Source organism: Pseudacidovorax sp. 1753, assembly GCF_040544975.1.
In the GTDB taxonomy this organism is placed as follows: Bacteria; Pseudomonadota; Gammaproteobacteria; order Burkholderiales; family Burkholderiaceae_C; genus Xenophilus.
This window is the reverse complement of the sequence record NZ_JBEPKY010000030.1, coordinates 61,974-76,178: the sequence shown is the minus strand read 5'-3', so window position 1 is coordinate 76,178 and position 14,205 is coordinate 61,974. Positions and strand designations below refer to the sequence as shown.

Here is a 14,205-nt window from a genome sequence, read left to right as displayed (position 1 = left end):
GGCGCAGGGATGGGGTGATGACTCAGGGTGTCGGTCGGTAGGGTCTGAAGCTACCGCCGATGCCTGTCGATGTCCCTACATCCCGGCTCCTCGCCTTTTCTTACGGTTTGGTTGATGGAAACCAAACCATACAAGCCTGTCGAAGCCTCGCATCAGCGCTTCGACGGGCTCAGCGCGAACGGGCGTGCGGCATTGAGCAGAGGTGTCGCATCGCGCGAGGTCACGTCACAGGGAGCAGACAGCCCCCATGGCGCGGCCTCAGCCCAGCAACAGTGCCGCCATCGCCAGCACGGCCGGCACTGTCTGCACGAACAGGATCTTCCGGCTCGACGTGGCAGCGCCATACAACCCTGCCACCGCCACGCAGGCGAGGAAGAACAGCTTGACCGCGATGCCCGCGGCGCCGAGCCACAGGCCCCAGAACAGGCCCGCCGCCAGGAAGCCGTTGTACAGGCCCTGGTTGGCCGCCAGCACGCGCGTGGCACGGGCGAACTCGGGTTTCAGGCCGAAGGCCTTGTGGCCGCGCGGCGTGTCCCAGAAGAACATCTCCAGCACCAGGATGTAGACGTGGATGAGGGCCACCAGGGCCGTCAGCAGGTTTCCGATCACGTTGTTCTCTCTTTCCTCTCGACCGCCATTCGGCCTGCGGCATCATCGCCGACCCGCCCTTCATGGCGCCTTTCGCCCTCTTCCTCATGCCTTTCTCCATCGCGGCGCCTGCCGGCTTCGAACTGCTGGTGCGCAAGAGCCGCTTCCTGGCCTGCGTGCAGGGGGTGCCCGACCGGGCGGCCGCGCAGGCCATCGTGGCACAACTGCGGGCGCAGCATCCGGATGCAGCCCACGTCTGCTGGGCCCTGATGGCGGGCGGCCAATCCGCGGCCGTGGACGATGGCGAGCCTGCGGGCACCGCCGGCCGGCCGATGCTGGAGGTGCTGCGCCACCATGAGCTCGAAGGCGTTCTGGCCACGGTCGTGCGTTACTTTGGCGGCGTGAAGCTGGGCGCCGGCGGCCTGGTCCGCGCCTATACCGACGCCGTCGCACAGGCGCTGAAGGCCGCGCAGACCGTGCCGCTGCAACGGCGCGTCACGCTGAGCTGCGAAGTGCCCTACGCCCTGGAAGGCACCGTCCGCCGCGAACTGGCACACGCCGGCGCCGCCCTGCTGGAGGTGACCCACGGCAGCGTCGTGCGGCTTCGCTTCGAGATGGTCGACGAGGCGGCGTCCGCGCTGAAGGCCACCATCACCAATGCGGCGCAGGGGCGCGTGGGCTGGGGCTGACACGCTCCGAGGGCAAGCGGCCAAGCGTCACAGGGGCGCAGGCGCTGACGGCCCCGCGCCGTGCGGACCGCCTGAGGCGCAGGCCGCACGCATCGAGGTCCGGTATCGCTCCGTTCCTACGCTAGCGCCCCAGCGAAATTCTTAGGATGAATGCGAGTCCATTCGTATTTACCCTTGATTTGGAGCTGCCATGCCCTTCACCGTCGCCGACCTCCTCGCCCACAGCCTTGCCGACCTCGGCGTCGAGCGCATCTGGGGCGTGACGGGCGACAGCCTCAACGGCCTCAACGACAGCCTGCGACGTCTGGGCCGCATCGAATGGATGCATGTGCGGCACGAGGAATCGGCCGCCTTCGCCGCGGGCGCCGAGGCGGCGCTGACCGGCCGGCTGGCGGTCTGCGCCGGCAGTTGCGGGCCCGGCAACCTGCACCTGATCAACGGTCTGTTCGACTGCCAGCGCAATCGGGTGCCGGTGCTGGCCATCGCGGCGCACATTCCCTCGTCGGAGATCGGGCTGGGCTACTTTCAGGAGACGCATCCGCAGGAGCTGTTCCGCGAATGCGCGGACTATGTGGAGCTGGTCTCCAACCCCGCACAGATGCCGGCCGTGCTGCACCGCGCGATCCAGACGGCCGTGGGGCGCGGCGGCGTGGCGGTGCTGGTGATCCCGGGCGATGTGGCGCTGGCCGCCGCGCCGGTGGAAAAGGCGCCGCGCATCCCGCTCGCACCGCGGCCGCGCGTCGTGCCGCCGGACGCCGCGCTCGATGAACTTGCCGCCCACCTGGACGGAAGCCGGGCCGTCACCCTGCTGGCCGGCAGCGGCTGCGCAGGCCACCACGACGCTGTTGTGGCCCTGGCCGAACGGCTGAAGGCGCCCATCGTCCATGCGCTGCGCGGCAAGGAACATGTGGAATGGGACAACCCCTACGACGTGGGCATGACCGGCCTGATCGGCTTCGCCTCCGGCTACCACGCGATGGAGAACGCCGACACCCTGCTGATGCTGGGCACCGACTTTCCCTACCGCGCCTTCTATCCCAAGGAGGCGCACATCGTGCAGATCGACCGCGACCCCGGCGCCCTGGGCCGCCGGGCGCCGCTGGCGCAGGGCCTGGTCGGCGACGTGGGCGACACCATCGCCGCACTGCTGCCGCGGCTCCAGGACCACGACGACCGGCGCTTCCTCGATGGCGCACTGGCCCACTATGCGAAGGCGCGCGAAGGCCTGGACGACCTGGCCGTGGCCGCTGGCATAGGCCGGCCACTACACCCGCAGTACGTGGCGCAGCGGGTGAGCGCCATGGCGGCCGACGACGCCGTCTTCACGGCCGATGTGGGCACGCCCACGGTATGGGCCGCGCGGTACCTCAGGATGAACGGCCGGCGCCGGCTCATCGGCTCCTTCAACCATGGTTCGATGGCCAACGCCATGCTGCAGGCCATGGGCGCGCAGGCGGCAGCGCCCGGGCGGCAGGTGGTCTCGCTCTCGGGCGATGGCGGCTTCACCATGATGATGGGCGACTTCCTGAGCCTGGTGCAGCTGGGCCTGCCGGTGAAGGTGATCGTCTTCAACAACGGCAGCCTGGGCTTCGTCGCCATGGAGATGAAGTCCGGCGGCTATCTGGACACCGGCACCGACCTGGCGAATCCGGACTTCGCGGCCATGGCGACGGCCATGGGTGTGCGAGGCATCCGCGTCACCAATTCGGCCGAGCTGGACGGCGCCCTCGCCGCCGCCTTCGCGCACGACGGCCCTGCGCTGGTGGACGTGGTCACCGCCAAGCAGGAGCTGGTGCTGCCGCCCAAGATCGAGGCGGAACAGGCCAAGGGCTTCGGCCTGTACCTGCTCAAGGCCATCATCAATGGCCGCGGGGACGAGGTGGTGGAACTGGCGCGGACGAACCTGTGGCGCTGAGGGCAGGGCGTCCGGGTCGATAATCCACGCCCTTCGTCGGCCCGCCCCGCAGCGGGCCGACCTCGCGCACAGCATTCGCCATCCGGCAGCAGGCATGCGCGGCCCCTGGACATCGACAAGCAATTGCAAGACCCGAGCACCGCCCTGCCGACGCCGGCCAGCGCCGACTTCTCCGCCCACACGCCGATGATGGCGCAGTACCTGCGCCTCAAGGCCGACCATCCCGAGACGCTTCTGTTCTACCGGATGGGCGACTTCTACGAGCTGTTCTACGCCGATGCCGAGAAGGCGGCGCGCCTGCTCGACATCACCCTCACCACGCGCGGCCAGTCGGCCGGCTCGCCGGTGGTCATGGCCGGCGTGCCCTTCCATTCGGTCGACACCTACCTGGCGCGCCTCATCAAGCTGGGCGAGTCGGTCGCCATCTGCGAACAGGTGGGCGAGGTCGGCGCCGCCAAGGGGCCGGTCGAACGCAAGGTGGTGCGCGTGGTCACGCCCGGCACGCTCACCGACGCCGAACTGCTGGCCGACAAGAGCGATGCCATCCTCATGGCGGTGCATGCCGGCGCGCGTAACGTCTGCGGCCTGGCCTGGCTCAGCGTCACCGGCGCCGAGGTGCACCTGGCGGAATGCGACGCCGATGCGCTTGAAAGCTGGCTGCAGCGCGTGGGCCCGAGCGAGCTGCTCTACAGCGCCGAGGTCACGCCCGCCTTCGAACAGCGCCTGAAGCTGCAGCGCGAGCCCGGCGGCTTCACGCTGTCGGTGCGGCCCGCCTGGCAGTTCGACCCCGGCCTGGGCGAGCGCAAGCTGCGCGAGCAGCTGGGCGCCGCCAGTCTGGCGGCCTGGGGCGCGGAGTCGCTGGGCCAGGCCCATGCCGCCGCCGCGGCGCTGCTGGGCTATGCCGAGCACACGCAGGGCCGCACGCTGTCGCACCTGCAGCGCCTGGCCGTCGAGCGCGATGGCGACCTGATCGAGCTGCCCGCCACCACGCGTCGCAACCTGGAGTTGGTGCAGACGCTGCGCGGCGAGGAGTCGCCCACCCTCTTCTCGCTGCTGGACACATGCATGACCGGCATGGGCAGCCGCATGCTCAAGCGCTGGCTGCTGGCCCCGCGCCGCGACCGGGCCGAGGCCCAGGCGCGGCTGGGCGCGATCGCTGCCCTGCGCGCACCCGCGCCCGGCGAAACCGCGGCACCCTGGAAGCTGCTGCGTGAGCAGCTCAAGAACACCAGCGACGTGGAGCGCATCGCCGCGCGCATCGCCCTGCGCCAGGTGCGCCCACGCGAGCTGATCGCGCTGCAGCTGGCGCTGGTCAAGTGCGAGCGCCTGGGGCCGCTGCTGCCCACGGGCGCGCCACTGCTCGGCTACTTCGCCGAAGAGCTGGTGCCACCGCCCGGCTGCGCCGGGTTGCTGGCGCGCGCCATCCAGCCCGAGCCCGCTGCGCTGATCCGCGAGGGCGGCGTGATCGCCACCGGCTTCGACGCCGAGCTGGACGAGTTGCGCGCCATCGGCGAGAACTGCGACGGCTTCCTGCTGGAGCTGGAGACGCGCGAGCGCGCCCTCACCGGCATCGCCAACCTGCGGGTGCAGTTCAACCGCGTGCATGGCTTCTACATCGAGATCACGCAGAGCGCCCTGTCGCGCGTGCCCGAGCACTACCGCCGCCGCCAGACGCTCAAGAACGCCGAGCGCTTCATCACGCCCGAGCTCAAGGCCTTCGAGGACAAGGCCCTGTCGGCGCAGGACCGCGCCCTGGCGCGCGAGAAGTGGCTCTACGAGCAGTTACTCGACCAGCTGCAGCCGCATGTGCCCGCGCTCACGCGTGTGGCGGCAGCGCTGGCCTCGCTCGACGCCCTCGCGGCGCTGGCCGAGCGTGCCCACATGCTGAACTGGAACGCGCCCAGCTTCGTGGCCCATCCCTGCATCGAGATCGAGCAGGGCCGCCATCCGGTGGTGGAGGCGCGCCTGGCCGAAAAATCCAGCGGCGCCTTCATCGCCAACGACACGCGGCTCGGGCCCAGCCAGCGCATGCAGGTCATCACCGGCCCGAACATGGGCGGCAAATCGACCTACATGCGGCAGGTGGCGATCATCGTGCTGCTGGCTTCCATCGGCTCGTGCGTGCCGGCGGCGAACTGCCGGCTCGGGCCCATCGACGCCATCCACACCCGCATCGGCGCGGCCGACGACCTGGCCAATGCCCAGTCCACCTTCATGCTGGAGATGACCGAGGCCGCGCAGATCCTGCACAGCGCCACGTCGCATTCGCTGGTGCTGATGGACGAGATCGGCCGCGGCACCAGCACCTTCGATGGCCTGGCGCTGGCGGCCGGCATCGCGGCGCACCTGCACGACAAGGCCAAGTCCTTCACGCTCTTCGCGACCCACTACTTCGAGTTGACCGAGTTCCCGGCCACGCACCGCGCTGCGCTCAACATGCATGTGAGCGCGACCGAGAGCGGCCGCGACATCGTCTTCCTGCACGAGATGCAGCCGGGCCCCGCCAGCCGCAGCTACGGCATCCAGGTGGCGCGGCTGGCCGGCATGCCAGCGGCAGTGATCCACCATGCCCGCGGCGCGCTGGAAGCGCTGGAATCGCAGCAGACCCAGGCGCAGGCCCAGGTCGACCTGTTCGCGCCACCGCCCGTGGCCCAGACACCGCAGGAGAGCCCCGTAGAATCCGCGCTGGCCACGCTCGACCCCGATGCGATGAGCCCCCGGGAGGCGCTCGAAGCGCTCTACACACTCAAAAAGCTGCACCAACGCGAGCGTCGGGACTGAAGCCTCCGCGGCCCGCCCGCCGACCGCGCATCACCATGACGTACTGCGTAGGCATCAAACTCAACGCCGGCCTGGTCTTCCTGTCGGACTCCCGCACCAACGCGGGCGTGGACCACATCAGCACCTTCCGCAAGACCATCGTCTACGAGAAGCCCGGCGACCGCACGATGGTGCTGCTGTCGGCCGGCAACCTGTCGATCTCGCAGTCGGTGCGCGAGATCCTGCAGATCGAAGAGCTGGAAGAGCGCGGCCGCGAGGGCCCGCCCATCACGATCTGGAACGCCAAGAGCATGTTCGACGCCGCGCGCGTTCTGGGTTCGGCCGTGCGCCATGTGTACGACCGCGACGGCGAGGCGCTGAAGGCGGCCGGCGTGGATTTCAATGTGAGCTTCATCCTCGGCGGCCAGGTCAAGGGCGAGGGCATGCGGCTCTTCCTCGTCTACTCGGCCGGCAACTTCATCGAGGCGACGCCCGAGACGCCCTACTTCCAGATCGGCGAGGCCAAGTACGGCAAGCCCGTGCTCGACCGTGTGCTCACGCCCGACACACCGCTGGACGAGGCTGCCAAGTGCGCGCTGGTGTCGATGGACTCGACCATGAAGTCCAACTTGTCGGTGGGCCTGCCGCTGGATCTGGTGGTGTACGAAGCCAACCGCCTGCAGACCGACAAGGTGATCTGCATCGACGCCGACAACCCCTACTTCCGCATGATCCGCGACGGCTGGGGCCGCAAGCTGCGCGAAGTCTTCGACAGCCTGGAAGACCCGGTCTGGAACGACGACCACACGGCGCACCCGCTGAAGATGCCGGCCGGCCGCCACGGCGCGCTGCGCAAGATCTCGACGCGGGACGAGAAGCTCATCTGAGAAGGCCCGCCCGCTCGGCCTGCGGATTCGTCCGCGCATCGTGGCCGGGCGGTGCCGCACCCCGTCCGGCGTCTGCCCCTGTCCTTCCACCCCGATTCCCGATTCCACCGCTTGCTGCCGACCGTGCCTGCCTCCGCGCCCTTGCCATCCGCCGCGGCCACGCTGCCGCCCATCGTCTTCTCGCATGGCAACAGCTTTCCGGCCAGCACCTACCGGGTGATGCTCGACAGCCTGCGCGCCCGCGGCTTTGCCGTGCACGCCATCGAGAAGTTCGGCCATGACCCGCGCTTTCCGGTCACGGACAACTGGCCGCACCTGGTCGAGCAGTTGGCCGAGTTCACGGCCCCCATCGCCGACGGCGCGGGCACCGCGCCCTTCCTCGTCGGGCATTCGCTGGGCGGCATCCTGAGCGTCATGTGTGCGTCGAAACATCCCTTGCTCGCACGCGGCGTGGTGATGATCGATTCACCCATCATCGACGGCTGGCGTGCCGGCACGCTGGGGCTGGTCAAGCGCACGCCGCTGATGCGCCGCGTCTCGCCGGGCATGGTCAGCCGCAAGCGCCGCGACAGCTGGGAAGACCGAGAGGCGGTGTTCGAGCACTTCCGCCACAAGAAGGCCTTCGCGCGCTGGGATCCGCAGGTGCTGCACGACTACATCGACCATGGCACCTTCGTGCATGGCGATGCCCGCGCCCTCGCCTTCGACCGCGATGTCGAGACCGCGATCTACGACAACCTGCCCGACAACATCGGCCGCCTGCTGCGCAGCAAGCCGCTGCAGTGTCCCTGCGCCTTCATCGGCGGCCGCCAGTCGGTGGAGATGAAGCGCGCCGGCATGGCCGCCACGCTGCGCCTGACGCGCGGGCGCATCAGCATGCTGGACGGCACGCACCTCTTTCCGATGGAAAAGCCGATCGCCACGGCAGCAGCCATCGAAGCGACGCTGCGCAACCTGCTCTGAGGGCTTTCTCGGACCGCGTGGAACATGGGGGTCGGCGAGCACCACGCGGTGCGCAAAGGACAAAAGCCACCGGCCTGCGACCGGTGGCTTTTCTGTTTGCACCTCATGTGCAGGCTCAGGGAACCGCGCTGCACCCGGCGTATGCGCCCTCCAACCGTTCGGGCTGAGCTGGTCGAAACCGGGGCGCGATAACCCGCCCCGCGCCACTCAATCCGCCCAGACCACCATCCCGCTCCAGGCCGTACCCAGCACGATCAGGCCGAACACGATGCGGTACCAGGCGAAGGGAATGAAGCTGTGGGTGGAGATGTAGCGCAGCAACCAACGCACGCACAGCCAGGCGCTGATGAAGGAGAACACGAGGCCGACGGCGAACATCGGGATGTCCGCCACCGACAGCAGCGCGCGCTCCTTGTAGAGGCTGTAGACGCCCGCGCCGATCAGCGTGGGAATGGCCAGGAAGAAGGAGAAGTCGGTCGCCGCCTTGCGCGAGAGGCCCAGCAGCATGCCGCCGATGATGGTGGAGCCGCTGCGGCTGGTGCCGGGGATCATGGCAAAGCACTGCACCAGGCCGACCTTGAGCGCGTCCCAGGGCGTCATGTCATCCACATGCTCGACGCGCACGGCACCCGGCGGGCGCTTCTCGGCCCAGAGGATGATGAAGCCGCCGATGATGAAGGTGCTGGCCACCACGGTGGGGATGAACAGGTGTGCCTTGATGGCCTTGCCGAACAGCAGGCCCAGCACCACGGCTGGCAGGAAGCCGATCAGCACATTGAGCGCCAGACGTTGCGCTTTTCGCTGACGGGGCAAGGCCACGACGGTGGACTTGATCTTCTGCCAGTAGACCAGGATCACCGCGAAGATCGCGCCGGTCTGGATCGCGATGTCAAAGACCTTGGCCTTGCCGTCATCGAAGCCTAGCAGCGAGCCGGCGAGGATGAGGTGACCCGTGGAGGAAATCGGAAGGAACTCGGTGAGCCCTTCCACGATGCCCATGATGGCGGCCTTGGTCAGCAGAACGATGTCCAAAACGGAACTCCTGTTTTCGAAAGCCGGGCCGTTCAGCCCGCGAGACACACAACACCCAAAACAAAAAAGCCGCTGTGGATTTGACTCCACAGCGGCTTTCAGCTTCTTTAATAGTGGTCGGTGTGAAAGGATTCGAACCTTCGACCCCTTGCACCCCATGCAAGTGCGCTACCAGGCTGCGCCACACACCGAAGCCATAAAGTATATACCGGATTTGACCGTCTTCGCGTACTTCGAAGAGAGAAATTCGCTTCGCTCAGTAGAAGCTGAGCAGGTCTCGGATCTCCACCAGCTCGCGGCGCAGCAGCGCCACGGGATAAGCGTCCGAGATCATCGGCAACGGCGACCCGACGATCAGTTCGGCGTCGGCCGCGACACGATGCGCCGAGTGGCGCGCGCCCTCCGCCACGAACGCGGGCGGCTCCTCGAAGACGGGCTCGTCGTCGAAGGACGGCTCGGCGAAGGCAGGTTGGGCGTCGACCTCGTCGACAGGCATGTCCCCACGGCGGCGACGCTCGCGCTCGGCTTGCGCCAGTTCCTGCAGCCGGTTGCGGGCGCCGCTGATCGTGAAGCCCTGCTCGTAGAGCAGGTCCCGGATGCGGCGGATCATCAGCACCTCGTGATGCTGGTAATAGCGGCGATTGCCCCGGCGCTTCATGGGCCGCAACTGCGTGAATTCCTGCTCCCAGTAGCGCAGCACATGCGGCTTGACCCCGCACAACTCAGCCACCTCACCGATGGTGAAGTAGCGCTTGACGGGAATCGGAGGGAGGCTGTTCTCCATCGAAATCAACACGGTGCGAGGCAAACGTGCGAGGTTACTCCAGCAGTGCAGCACATACCAGACACCGAACGTTCAAAGTGCGCGCAGATGTGACCGGGTCCTCGTGCCCGGGTGCCGCAGCACTGCGTGCGCTTGGGCGCCCTGCGGGCTCGCACTGACATCAACCAAGCTCGGCGCGCTCGGCCTCGATGGGGGCGGCCGTGCCCGGGGATGCGGCGTCGGCCGCGACGGCTGCGTGCAACTGCTCCTTGAGCTTGGCGCTGGCGTGGAAGACCGCCACCCGGCGCGGGCCGATCGGGATCGATTCGCCCGTGCGCGGATTGCGCCCCGGCCGCGCCGCCTTGGTCCGGATCTGGAAGTTGCCGAAGCCCGAGATCTTGACTTCGTCACCTTCGATAAGGCGCTGGGCGATGACCTCGAAGAAGGCCTCGACCATGTCCTTGGCTTCGCGCTTGTTGAGGCCGATCTGCTCGAACAGCAGTTCCGACAGCTGCGCCTTGGTCAGCGCGGGCGTCTCGATGGCGTCGATCTTGAATTCCATGTCGTCGTCCTCGATGTCAGCCGCGCAGGCGGGCGCCGACCTGTTGCTGGGCCTTCGCCACGATGGCCGCCACGGCGGCATCGACCTGCTCGTCGGTCAGCGTGGCCTCCCCCAGGAAGGCCAGGCGCACGGCCATGCTCTTCTCGCCCGCGGCGAGGGCGCCGGCCGCGGCAACATTCGCCTCAGGCGCCGGCCGATAGATGTCGAACAGCGCCGCATCGCGCAGCAGGCCACCGGTGTCGGCGGCGCGCACGGCGTCCAGCAGGGCGTCGTGGCTCACCGATTCAGCCACCACCACGGCGATGTCGCGCTCCACGGACTGGTGGCGCGGCACCGGACGCAGGGCCGGCATGGCCCGCGCCGTCACGGCGTCGAGGGACAGCTCGAACAGCATGGGCGCGAAGGGCAGGTCCCACTGCTGGCGCCAGCGCGGGTGCAGCTCGCCGATGAAGCCGACCGGCTGGCCATCCACGAGCACCCGGGCGCAGCGGCCCGGATGAAGCGCAGGATGTTCGGCCTTCTCGAAACGCACGGCGCGCGGCGCGAGCAGCGCCTCGACATCGCCCTTGGCGTCGTAGAAATCCACGCGCTGCGGCTTGCCGTCCCAGCGCGCAGCCTCGTCGTCGCCCCAGGCCAGGCCTGCCACGTGCACCGGCTGGCGCACGCCCTTGACGCTGCTGTCGCTGGTCATGACGGCGTCGTCGCGCACGAACACGCGGCCCACCTCGAACACGCGCACGCGCGGCGCCTTGCGGTCCAGGTTGAACTTGAGCACGGCCAGCAGGGACCCCATGAGCGAAGAGCGCATCACGCTCATCTGGCTGGCGATGGGGTTGAGCAGCTGCACTGGGTTGGCATTACCCGCCAGATCGCGCTCCCATGCGGCTTCGACGAAGCTGAAGTTGATCGTTTCCTGGTAGCCCAGGTCGGCCAGCCGGTGGCGCACGGCGACGCGGCTGCGCTGCGACTCGGACAGCACGCGGGCGCGAATGGGCGCGAGCGGCGGCGTCGACGGCAGGTTGTTGTAGCCGATGAGGCGCGCGACCTCCTCGATCAGGTCCTCTTCGATGGCGATGTCGAAGCGGTGCGGCGGCGGCGTGACGGTGAGCGTGCCCTCGCCTTCGGTGAAGTCCAGGTGCAGCTTGCGCAGAACGTCCGCGCACTGCGCCTGGGTGATCGGCATGCCGATCACACGCTCGGCGCGAGCGACGCGGAGGGTGACCGGCGCGGCCTCGGGCAGCTTCAAGACTTGGTCGTCGATGGGGCCAGCCTGGCCGCCGCAGATCTCCTGCACCAGGCGGGTGATGCGCTCGATCATGGCGACGGTGCGACTCGGGTCCACGCCACGCTCGAAGCGATGGCCGGCGTCGGTCGAGAAGTTGAAGCGGCGCGAACGGCCCTGGATGGCGGCCGGCCACCAGAAGGCCGCCTCGATGTAGATGCTGCTCGTGTCGTCGGACACGGCCGTGGCGTCGCCACCCATGATGCCGGCCAGGGACTCGACCTCGCGCTCGTCGGCGATCACACCCACCTGTTCGTCGACAGTGACGGTGTTGCCGTTGAGCAGCTTGAGCTGCTCGCCCGCGCGACCCCAGCGCACCGTCAGGCCGCCGTGGATCTTGTCCAGGTCGAAGATGTGCGAGGGCGAGCCGTACTCGAACATCACGTAGTTGGAGATGTCCACCAGCGGCGACACGCTGCGCTGGCCGCAGCGCGCCAGGCGGTCGACCATCCAGGCCGGCGTGGCGGCGCGCGTGTTCACGCCGCGCACGATGCGGCCGGAGAAGCGGCCGCACAGGTCGACGGCTTCAACGCGCACCGGCAGCTTGTCGTCCAGCTGTGGCTGCACGGGCTCGATCACCGGCGTCTGCAGCGGCGCACCCGTTAGCGCCGAGAGTTCGCGCGCGATGCCGTAGACCGACAGGCCATGCGCCAGGTTGGGCGTGAGCTTGATGGTGATCAGCACGTCGTCGAGCTGCAGCAGATCGCGCACGTCGGCGCCCACCGGCGCATCGCCAGTGAGTTCGAGCAGGCCGCCGTGGTCGTCGCTCAGGCCCAGCTCGCGGGCGGAGCACAGCATGCCCTGGCTTTCCACGCCGCGCAGCTTGCCCAGCTTGATCTTGAAGGGCTTGCCGTCCTCGCCCGGAGGCAGCTCGGCACCGACGAGCGCGCAAGGCACCTTGATGCCGACGCGGGCGTTGGGCGCGCCGCAGACGATGTTAAGCAGCCCACCCTGGCCAGCGTCCACCTGGCACACGCGCAGGCGGTCGGCATTCGGATGCTGCACGGCCTCCTTGATCTCGCCGACGACGATCTTGGTGAAGGGTGGCGCGGCGGGGCGGCGCTCCTCGACTTCGAAGCCGCCCATGGTCAGCGTGTCGGCCAGGGCTTCGGAGGACAGCGGCGGATTGCAGAAGGCGCGCAGCCAGGATTCGGGGAATTGCATCTCGTCGCTCTCGTCTTATTGGAATTGGTTCAGGAAGCGCAGGCCGCCGTCGAAGAACAGGCGCAGATCGCTCACGCCATAGCGCAGCATGGCCAAACGATCAATGCCCGAGCCAAAGGCGAAGCCGATGTACTTCTCCGGGTCCAGGCCCATGTTGCGCACCACCTGCGGATGCACCTGGCCCGAGCCCGACACCTCCAGCCAGCGGCCGGCCAGCGGCCCCTTCTCGAACATGATGTCGATTTCGGCGCTGGGCTCGGTGAAAGGGAAGTAGCTGGGGCGGAAGCGCAGCTTGAGCGCGCTGGTCTCGAAGAAGGCCTGGATGAAGTCCAGGTACATCACCTTCAGGTCCTTGAAGCTGACGTTCTGGCCGATCCACAGGCCCTCGACCTGGTGGAACATGGGCGAATGCGTGGCATCGCTGTCCACGCGGTAGGTGCGGCCCGGCGCGATCACACGGATGTCGGGCATGCTCTCCTGGCCGGCGTACTGGCGCGCATGAGCCTGGGCATAGCGCACCTGCATCGGCGAGGTATGCGGGCGCAGGTTGAACAGCTGGCCGTCGTCGTCCTTCATGTCGACGTAGAAGGTGTCCTGCATCGAACGCGCCGGATGGTTGGGCGGGTTGTTCAGCGAAGTGAAGCTGAACCAGTCGGTCTCGACCTCGGGGCCGTCGGCCACGTCGAAGCCCATGCTGGCGAAGATGGCCTCGATGCGTTCCTGCGCGCGCGCCACCGGGTGTAGGCCGCCCCCGACACGGCGACGGCCGGGCAGCGTGACGTCCAGCGCCTCAGCCTGCAGCTGTGCGTTGAGTTCAGCATCGGCCAGTTCCTGGCGCCGGGCATTGAGCGCGGCCTCGATCGCCTGCTTGGCCACGTTGATGGCGGCGCCGCGGCTCTTCTTCTCGTCGACCGGCAACTGGGCCAGGCCCTTCATCAGTTCCGTGACGCGGCCGGACTTGCCCATGAACTGCGCCTTCGCGTTCTCGAGCTCAGCGGGTGCCCGGGCGCCAGCGAAGGCGGCACGGGCTTGGTCGACCAGGGTGTCCAGTTCGTTCATGGAATGCGTGCGATGCGGAGAAATGGAGAGGGCCGTGACCGCTGGGGGCAAACGCACCAACCTGGGGTCGATGCGCGCGCTGCGGGGCCCATGAAAAAGGGCCGGAGCTTTTTCAAGCGCCAGCCCTGGAACCGTGGGCGTGCGCGGCTCCGCCGGAGCGGACGCGCACTGGGCGGAATCAAGCAGCCAGCTTGGCCTTGACCTGCTCCACGATGCCGGCGAAAGCCGCCTTGTCGTGCACGGCGATGTCGGCGAGGACCTTGCGGTCGATCTCGATGCCGGCCTTGCGGATGCCGTTGGCGAACTGGCTGTACGTCAGGCCCAGTTCACGGGAGGCGGCGTTGATACGCGCAATCCACAGACGACGGAAGACGCGCTTCTTGGCGCGGCGGTCACGGTAGGCGTACTGGCCCGCCTTCATCACCGCCTGCTTGGCGATGCGGAAGACGTTGCCGCGACGACCGCGGAAGCCCTTGGCAAGGGCGAGAACCTTCTTGTGGCGGGCGCGAGCGGTTACACCACGTTTGACGCGAGGCATGTT

General features: G+C 68.3%; 12 protein-coding genes and 1 tRNA gene. 5 read left to right on the top strand and 8 right to left on the bottom strand.

Translation table 11 applies throughout. The features are described 5' to 3' along the window. Positions 1 to 258: 258 nt before the first annotated feature. On the bottom strand, positions 259 to 606 hold the full coding sequence (locus tag ABIC63_RS27495; protein ID WP_304307964.1) for a DUF1304 domain-containing protein: 348 nt from the start codon (positions 604 to 606) through the stop codon (positions 259 to 261). An 89-nt stretch (positions 607 to 695) separates the two neighbouring features. Here ABIC63_RS27495 and ABIC63_RS27490 point away from each other — a divergent pair, with 89 nt between their 5' ends. The 5 genes from ABIC63_RS27490 (at position 696) to ABIC63_RS27470 (ending at position 7,802) form a co-directional block, all read left to right on the top strand. Beyond that, a complete protein-coding gene (locus ABIC63_RS27490; RefSeq protein ID WP_354322085.1) occupies positions 696 to 1,277 on the top strand; it encodes an IMPACT family protein in 582 nt (193 codons plus the stop codon). 190 nt (positions 1,278 to 1,467) lie between these two features. Continuing rightward, positions 1,468 to 3,192, top strand: a complete 1,725-nt coding sequence (poxB, locus tag ABIC63_RS27485; protein ID WP_354322084.1) for a ubiquinone-dependent pyruvate dehydrogenase — start codon at positions 1,468 to 1,470, stop codon at positions 3,190 to 3,192. Positions 3,193 to 3,378: 186 nt separating this feature from the next. Then, positions 3,379 to 5,973, top strand: a complete 2,595-nt coding sequence (gene mutS / locus ABIC63_RS27480; protein ID WP_354322090.1) for a DNA mismatch repair protein MutS — start codon at positions 3,379 to 3,381, stop codon at positions 5,971 to 5,973. 35 nt (positions 5,974 to 6,008) lie between these two features. Continuing rightward, positions 6,009 to 6,839 (top strand): proteasome-type protease, encoded by an 831-nt coding sequence (locus ABIC63_RS27475; protein ID WP_354322083.1) that lies wholly within the window; start codon positions 6,009 to 6,011, stop codon positions 6,837 to 6,839. Positions 6,840 to 7,001: 162 nt separating this feature from the next. Next, positions 7,002 to 7,802 (top strand): alpha/beta fold hydrolase, encoded by an 801-nt coding sequence (locus ABIC63_RS27470; RefSeq protein ID WP_354322089.1) that lies wholly within the window; start codon positions 7,002 to 7,004, stop codon positions 7,800 to 7,802. A gap of 207 nt (positions 7,803 to 8,009) precedes the next feature. Here the strand turns inward: ABIC63_RS27470 and ABIC63_RS27465 are convergent, their stop codons facing one another. From ABIC63_RS27465 to rplT, 7 genes are all read right to left on the bottom strand, one after another. Then, the gene (locus ABIC63_RS27465; RefSeq protein ID WP_017762249.1) at positions 8,010 to 8,834 is read right to left on the bottom strand and encodes an undecaprenyl-diphosphate phosphatase; all 825 of its coding nucleotides are present in this window, start codon (positions 8,832 to 8,834) and stop codon (positions 8,010 to 8,012) included. A 114-nt stretch (positions 8,835 to 8,948) separates the two neighbouring features. Further along, positions 8,949 to 9,025: transfer RNA gene (locus ABIC63_RS27460), tRNA-Pro, on the bottom strand. 65 nt (positions 9,026 to 9,090) lie between these two features. Continuing rightward, the gene (locus ABIC63_RS27455) at positions 9,091 to 9,618 is read right to left on the bottom strand and encodes a MerR family transcriptional regulator (protein WP_354322088.1); all 528 of its coding nucleotides are present in this window, start codon (positions 9,616 to 9,618) and stop codon (positions 9,091 to 9,093) included. A gap of 160 nt (positions 9,619 to 9,778) precedes the next feature. After that, positions 9,779 to 10,159 (bottom strand): integration host factor subunit alpha, encoded by a 381-nt coding sequence (locus tag ABIC63_RS27450; protein WP_354322082.1) that lies wholly within the window; start codon positions 10,157 to 10,159, stop codon positions 9,779 to 9,781. A gap of 16 nt (positions 10,160 to 10,175) precedes the next feature. After that, the gene (gene pheT, locus ABIC63_RS27445) at positions 10,176 to 12,605 is read right to left on the bottom strand and encodes a phenylalanine--tRNA ligase subunit beta (protein ID WP_354322081.1); all 2,430 of its coding nucleotides are present in this window, start codon (positions 12,603 to 12,605) and stop codon (positions 10,176 to 10,178) included. Between the two features lie 15 nt (positions 12,606 to 12,620). Continuing rightward, on the bottom strand, positions 12,621 to 13,664 hold the full coding sequence (gene pheS, locus ABIC63_RS27440; protein WP_354322080.1) for a phenylalanine--tRNA ligase subunit alpha: 1,044 nt from the start codon (positions 13,662 to 13,664) through the stop codon (positions 12,621 to 12,623). A 178-nt stretch (positions 13,665 to 13,842) separates the two neighbouring features. Further along, complete coding sequence (gene rplT, locus ABIC63_RS27435; protein ID WP_017758897.1) at positions 13,843 to 14,202, bottom strand: 50S ribosomal protein L20; 360 nt, start codon at positions 14,200 to 14,202, stop codon at positions 13,843 to 13,845. Between the last annotated feature and the right edge of the window lie 3 nt (positions 14,203 to 14,205).

Excerpts from the sequence above, each read along its gene's own strand:
- ABIC63_RS27490 (WP_354322085.1), top strand. The coding sequence starts at position 696 with ATGCCTTTCTCCATCGCGGCGCCTGCCGGCTTCGAACTGCTGGTGCGC.
- poxB (WP_354322084.1), top strand. The coding sequence starts at position 1,468 with ATGCCCTTCACCGTCGCCGACCTCCTCGCCCACAGCCTTGCCGACCTC.
- mutS (WP_354322090.1), top strand. The coding sequence starts at position 3,379 with ATGATGGCGCAGTACCTGCGCCTCAAGGCCGACCATCCCGAGACGCTT.
- ABIC63_RS27475 (WP_354322083.1), top strand. The coding sequence starts at position 6,009 with ATGACGTACTGCGTAGGCATCAAACTCAACGCCGGCCTGGTCTTCCTG.
- ABIC63_RS27455 (WP_354322088.1), bottom strand. The coding sequence starts at position 9,618 with ATGGAGAACAGCCTCCCTCCGATTCCCGTCAAGCGCTACTTCACCATC.
- ABIC63_RS27450 (WP_354322082.1), bottom strand. The coding sequence starts at position 10,159 with ATGGAATTCAAGATCGACGCCATCGAGACGCCCGCGCTGACCAAGGCG.
- pheT (WP_354322081.1), bottom strand. The coding sequence starts at position 12,605 with ATGCAATTCCCCGAATCCTGGCTGCGCGCCTTCTGCAATCCGCCGCTG.
- pheS (WP_354322080.1), bottom strand. The coding sequence starts at position 13,664 with ATGAACGAACTGGACACCCTGGTCGACCAAGCCCGTGCCGCCTTCGCT.
- rplT (WP_017758897.1), bottom strand. The coding sequence starts at position 14,202 with ATGCCTCGCGTCAAACGTGGTGTAACCGCTCGCGCCCGCCACAAGAAG.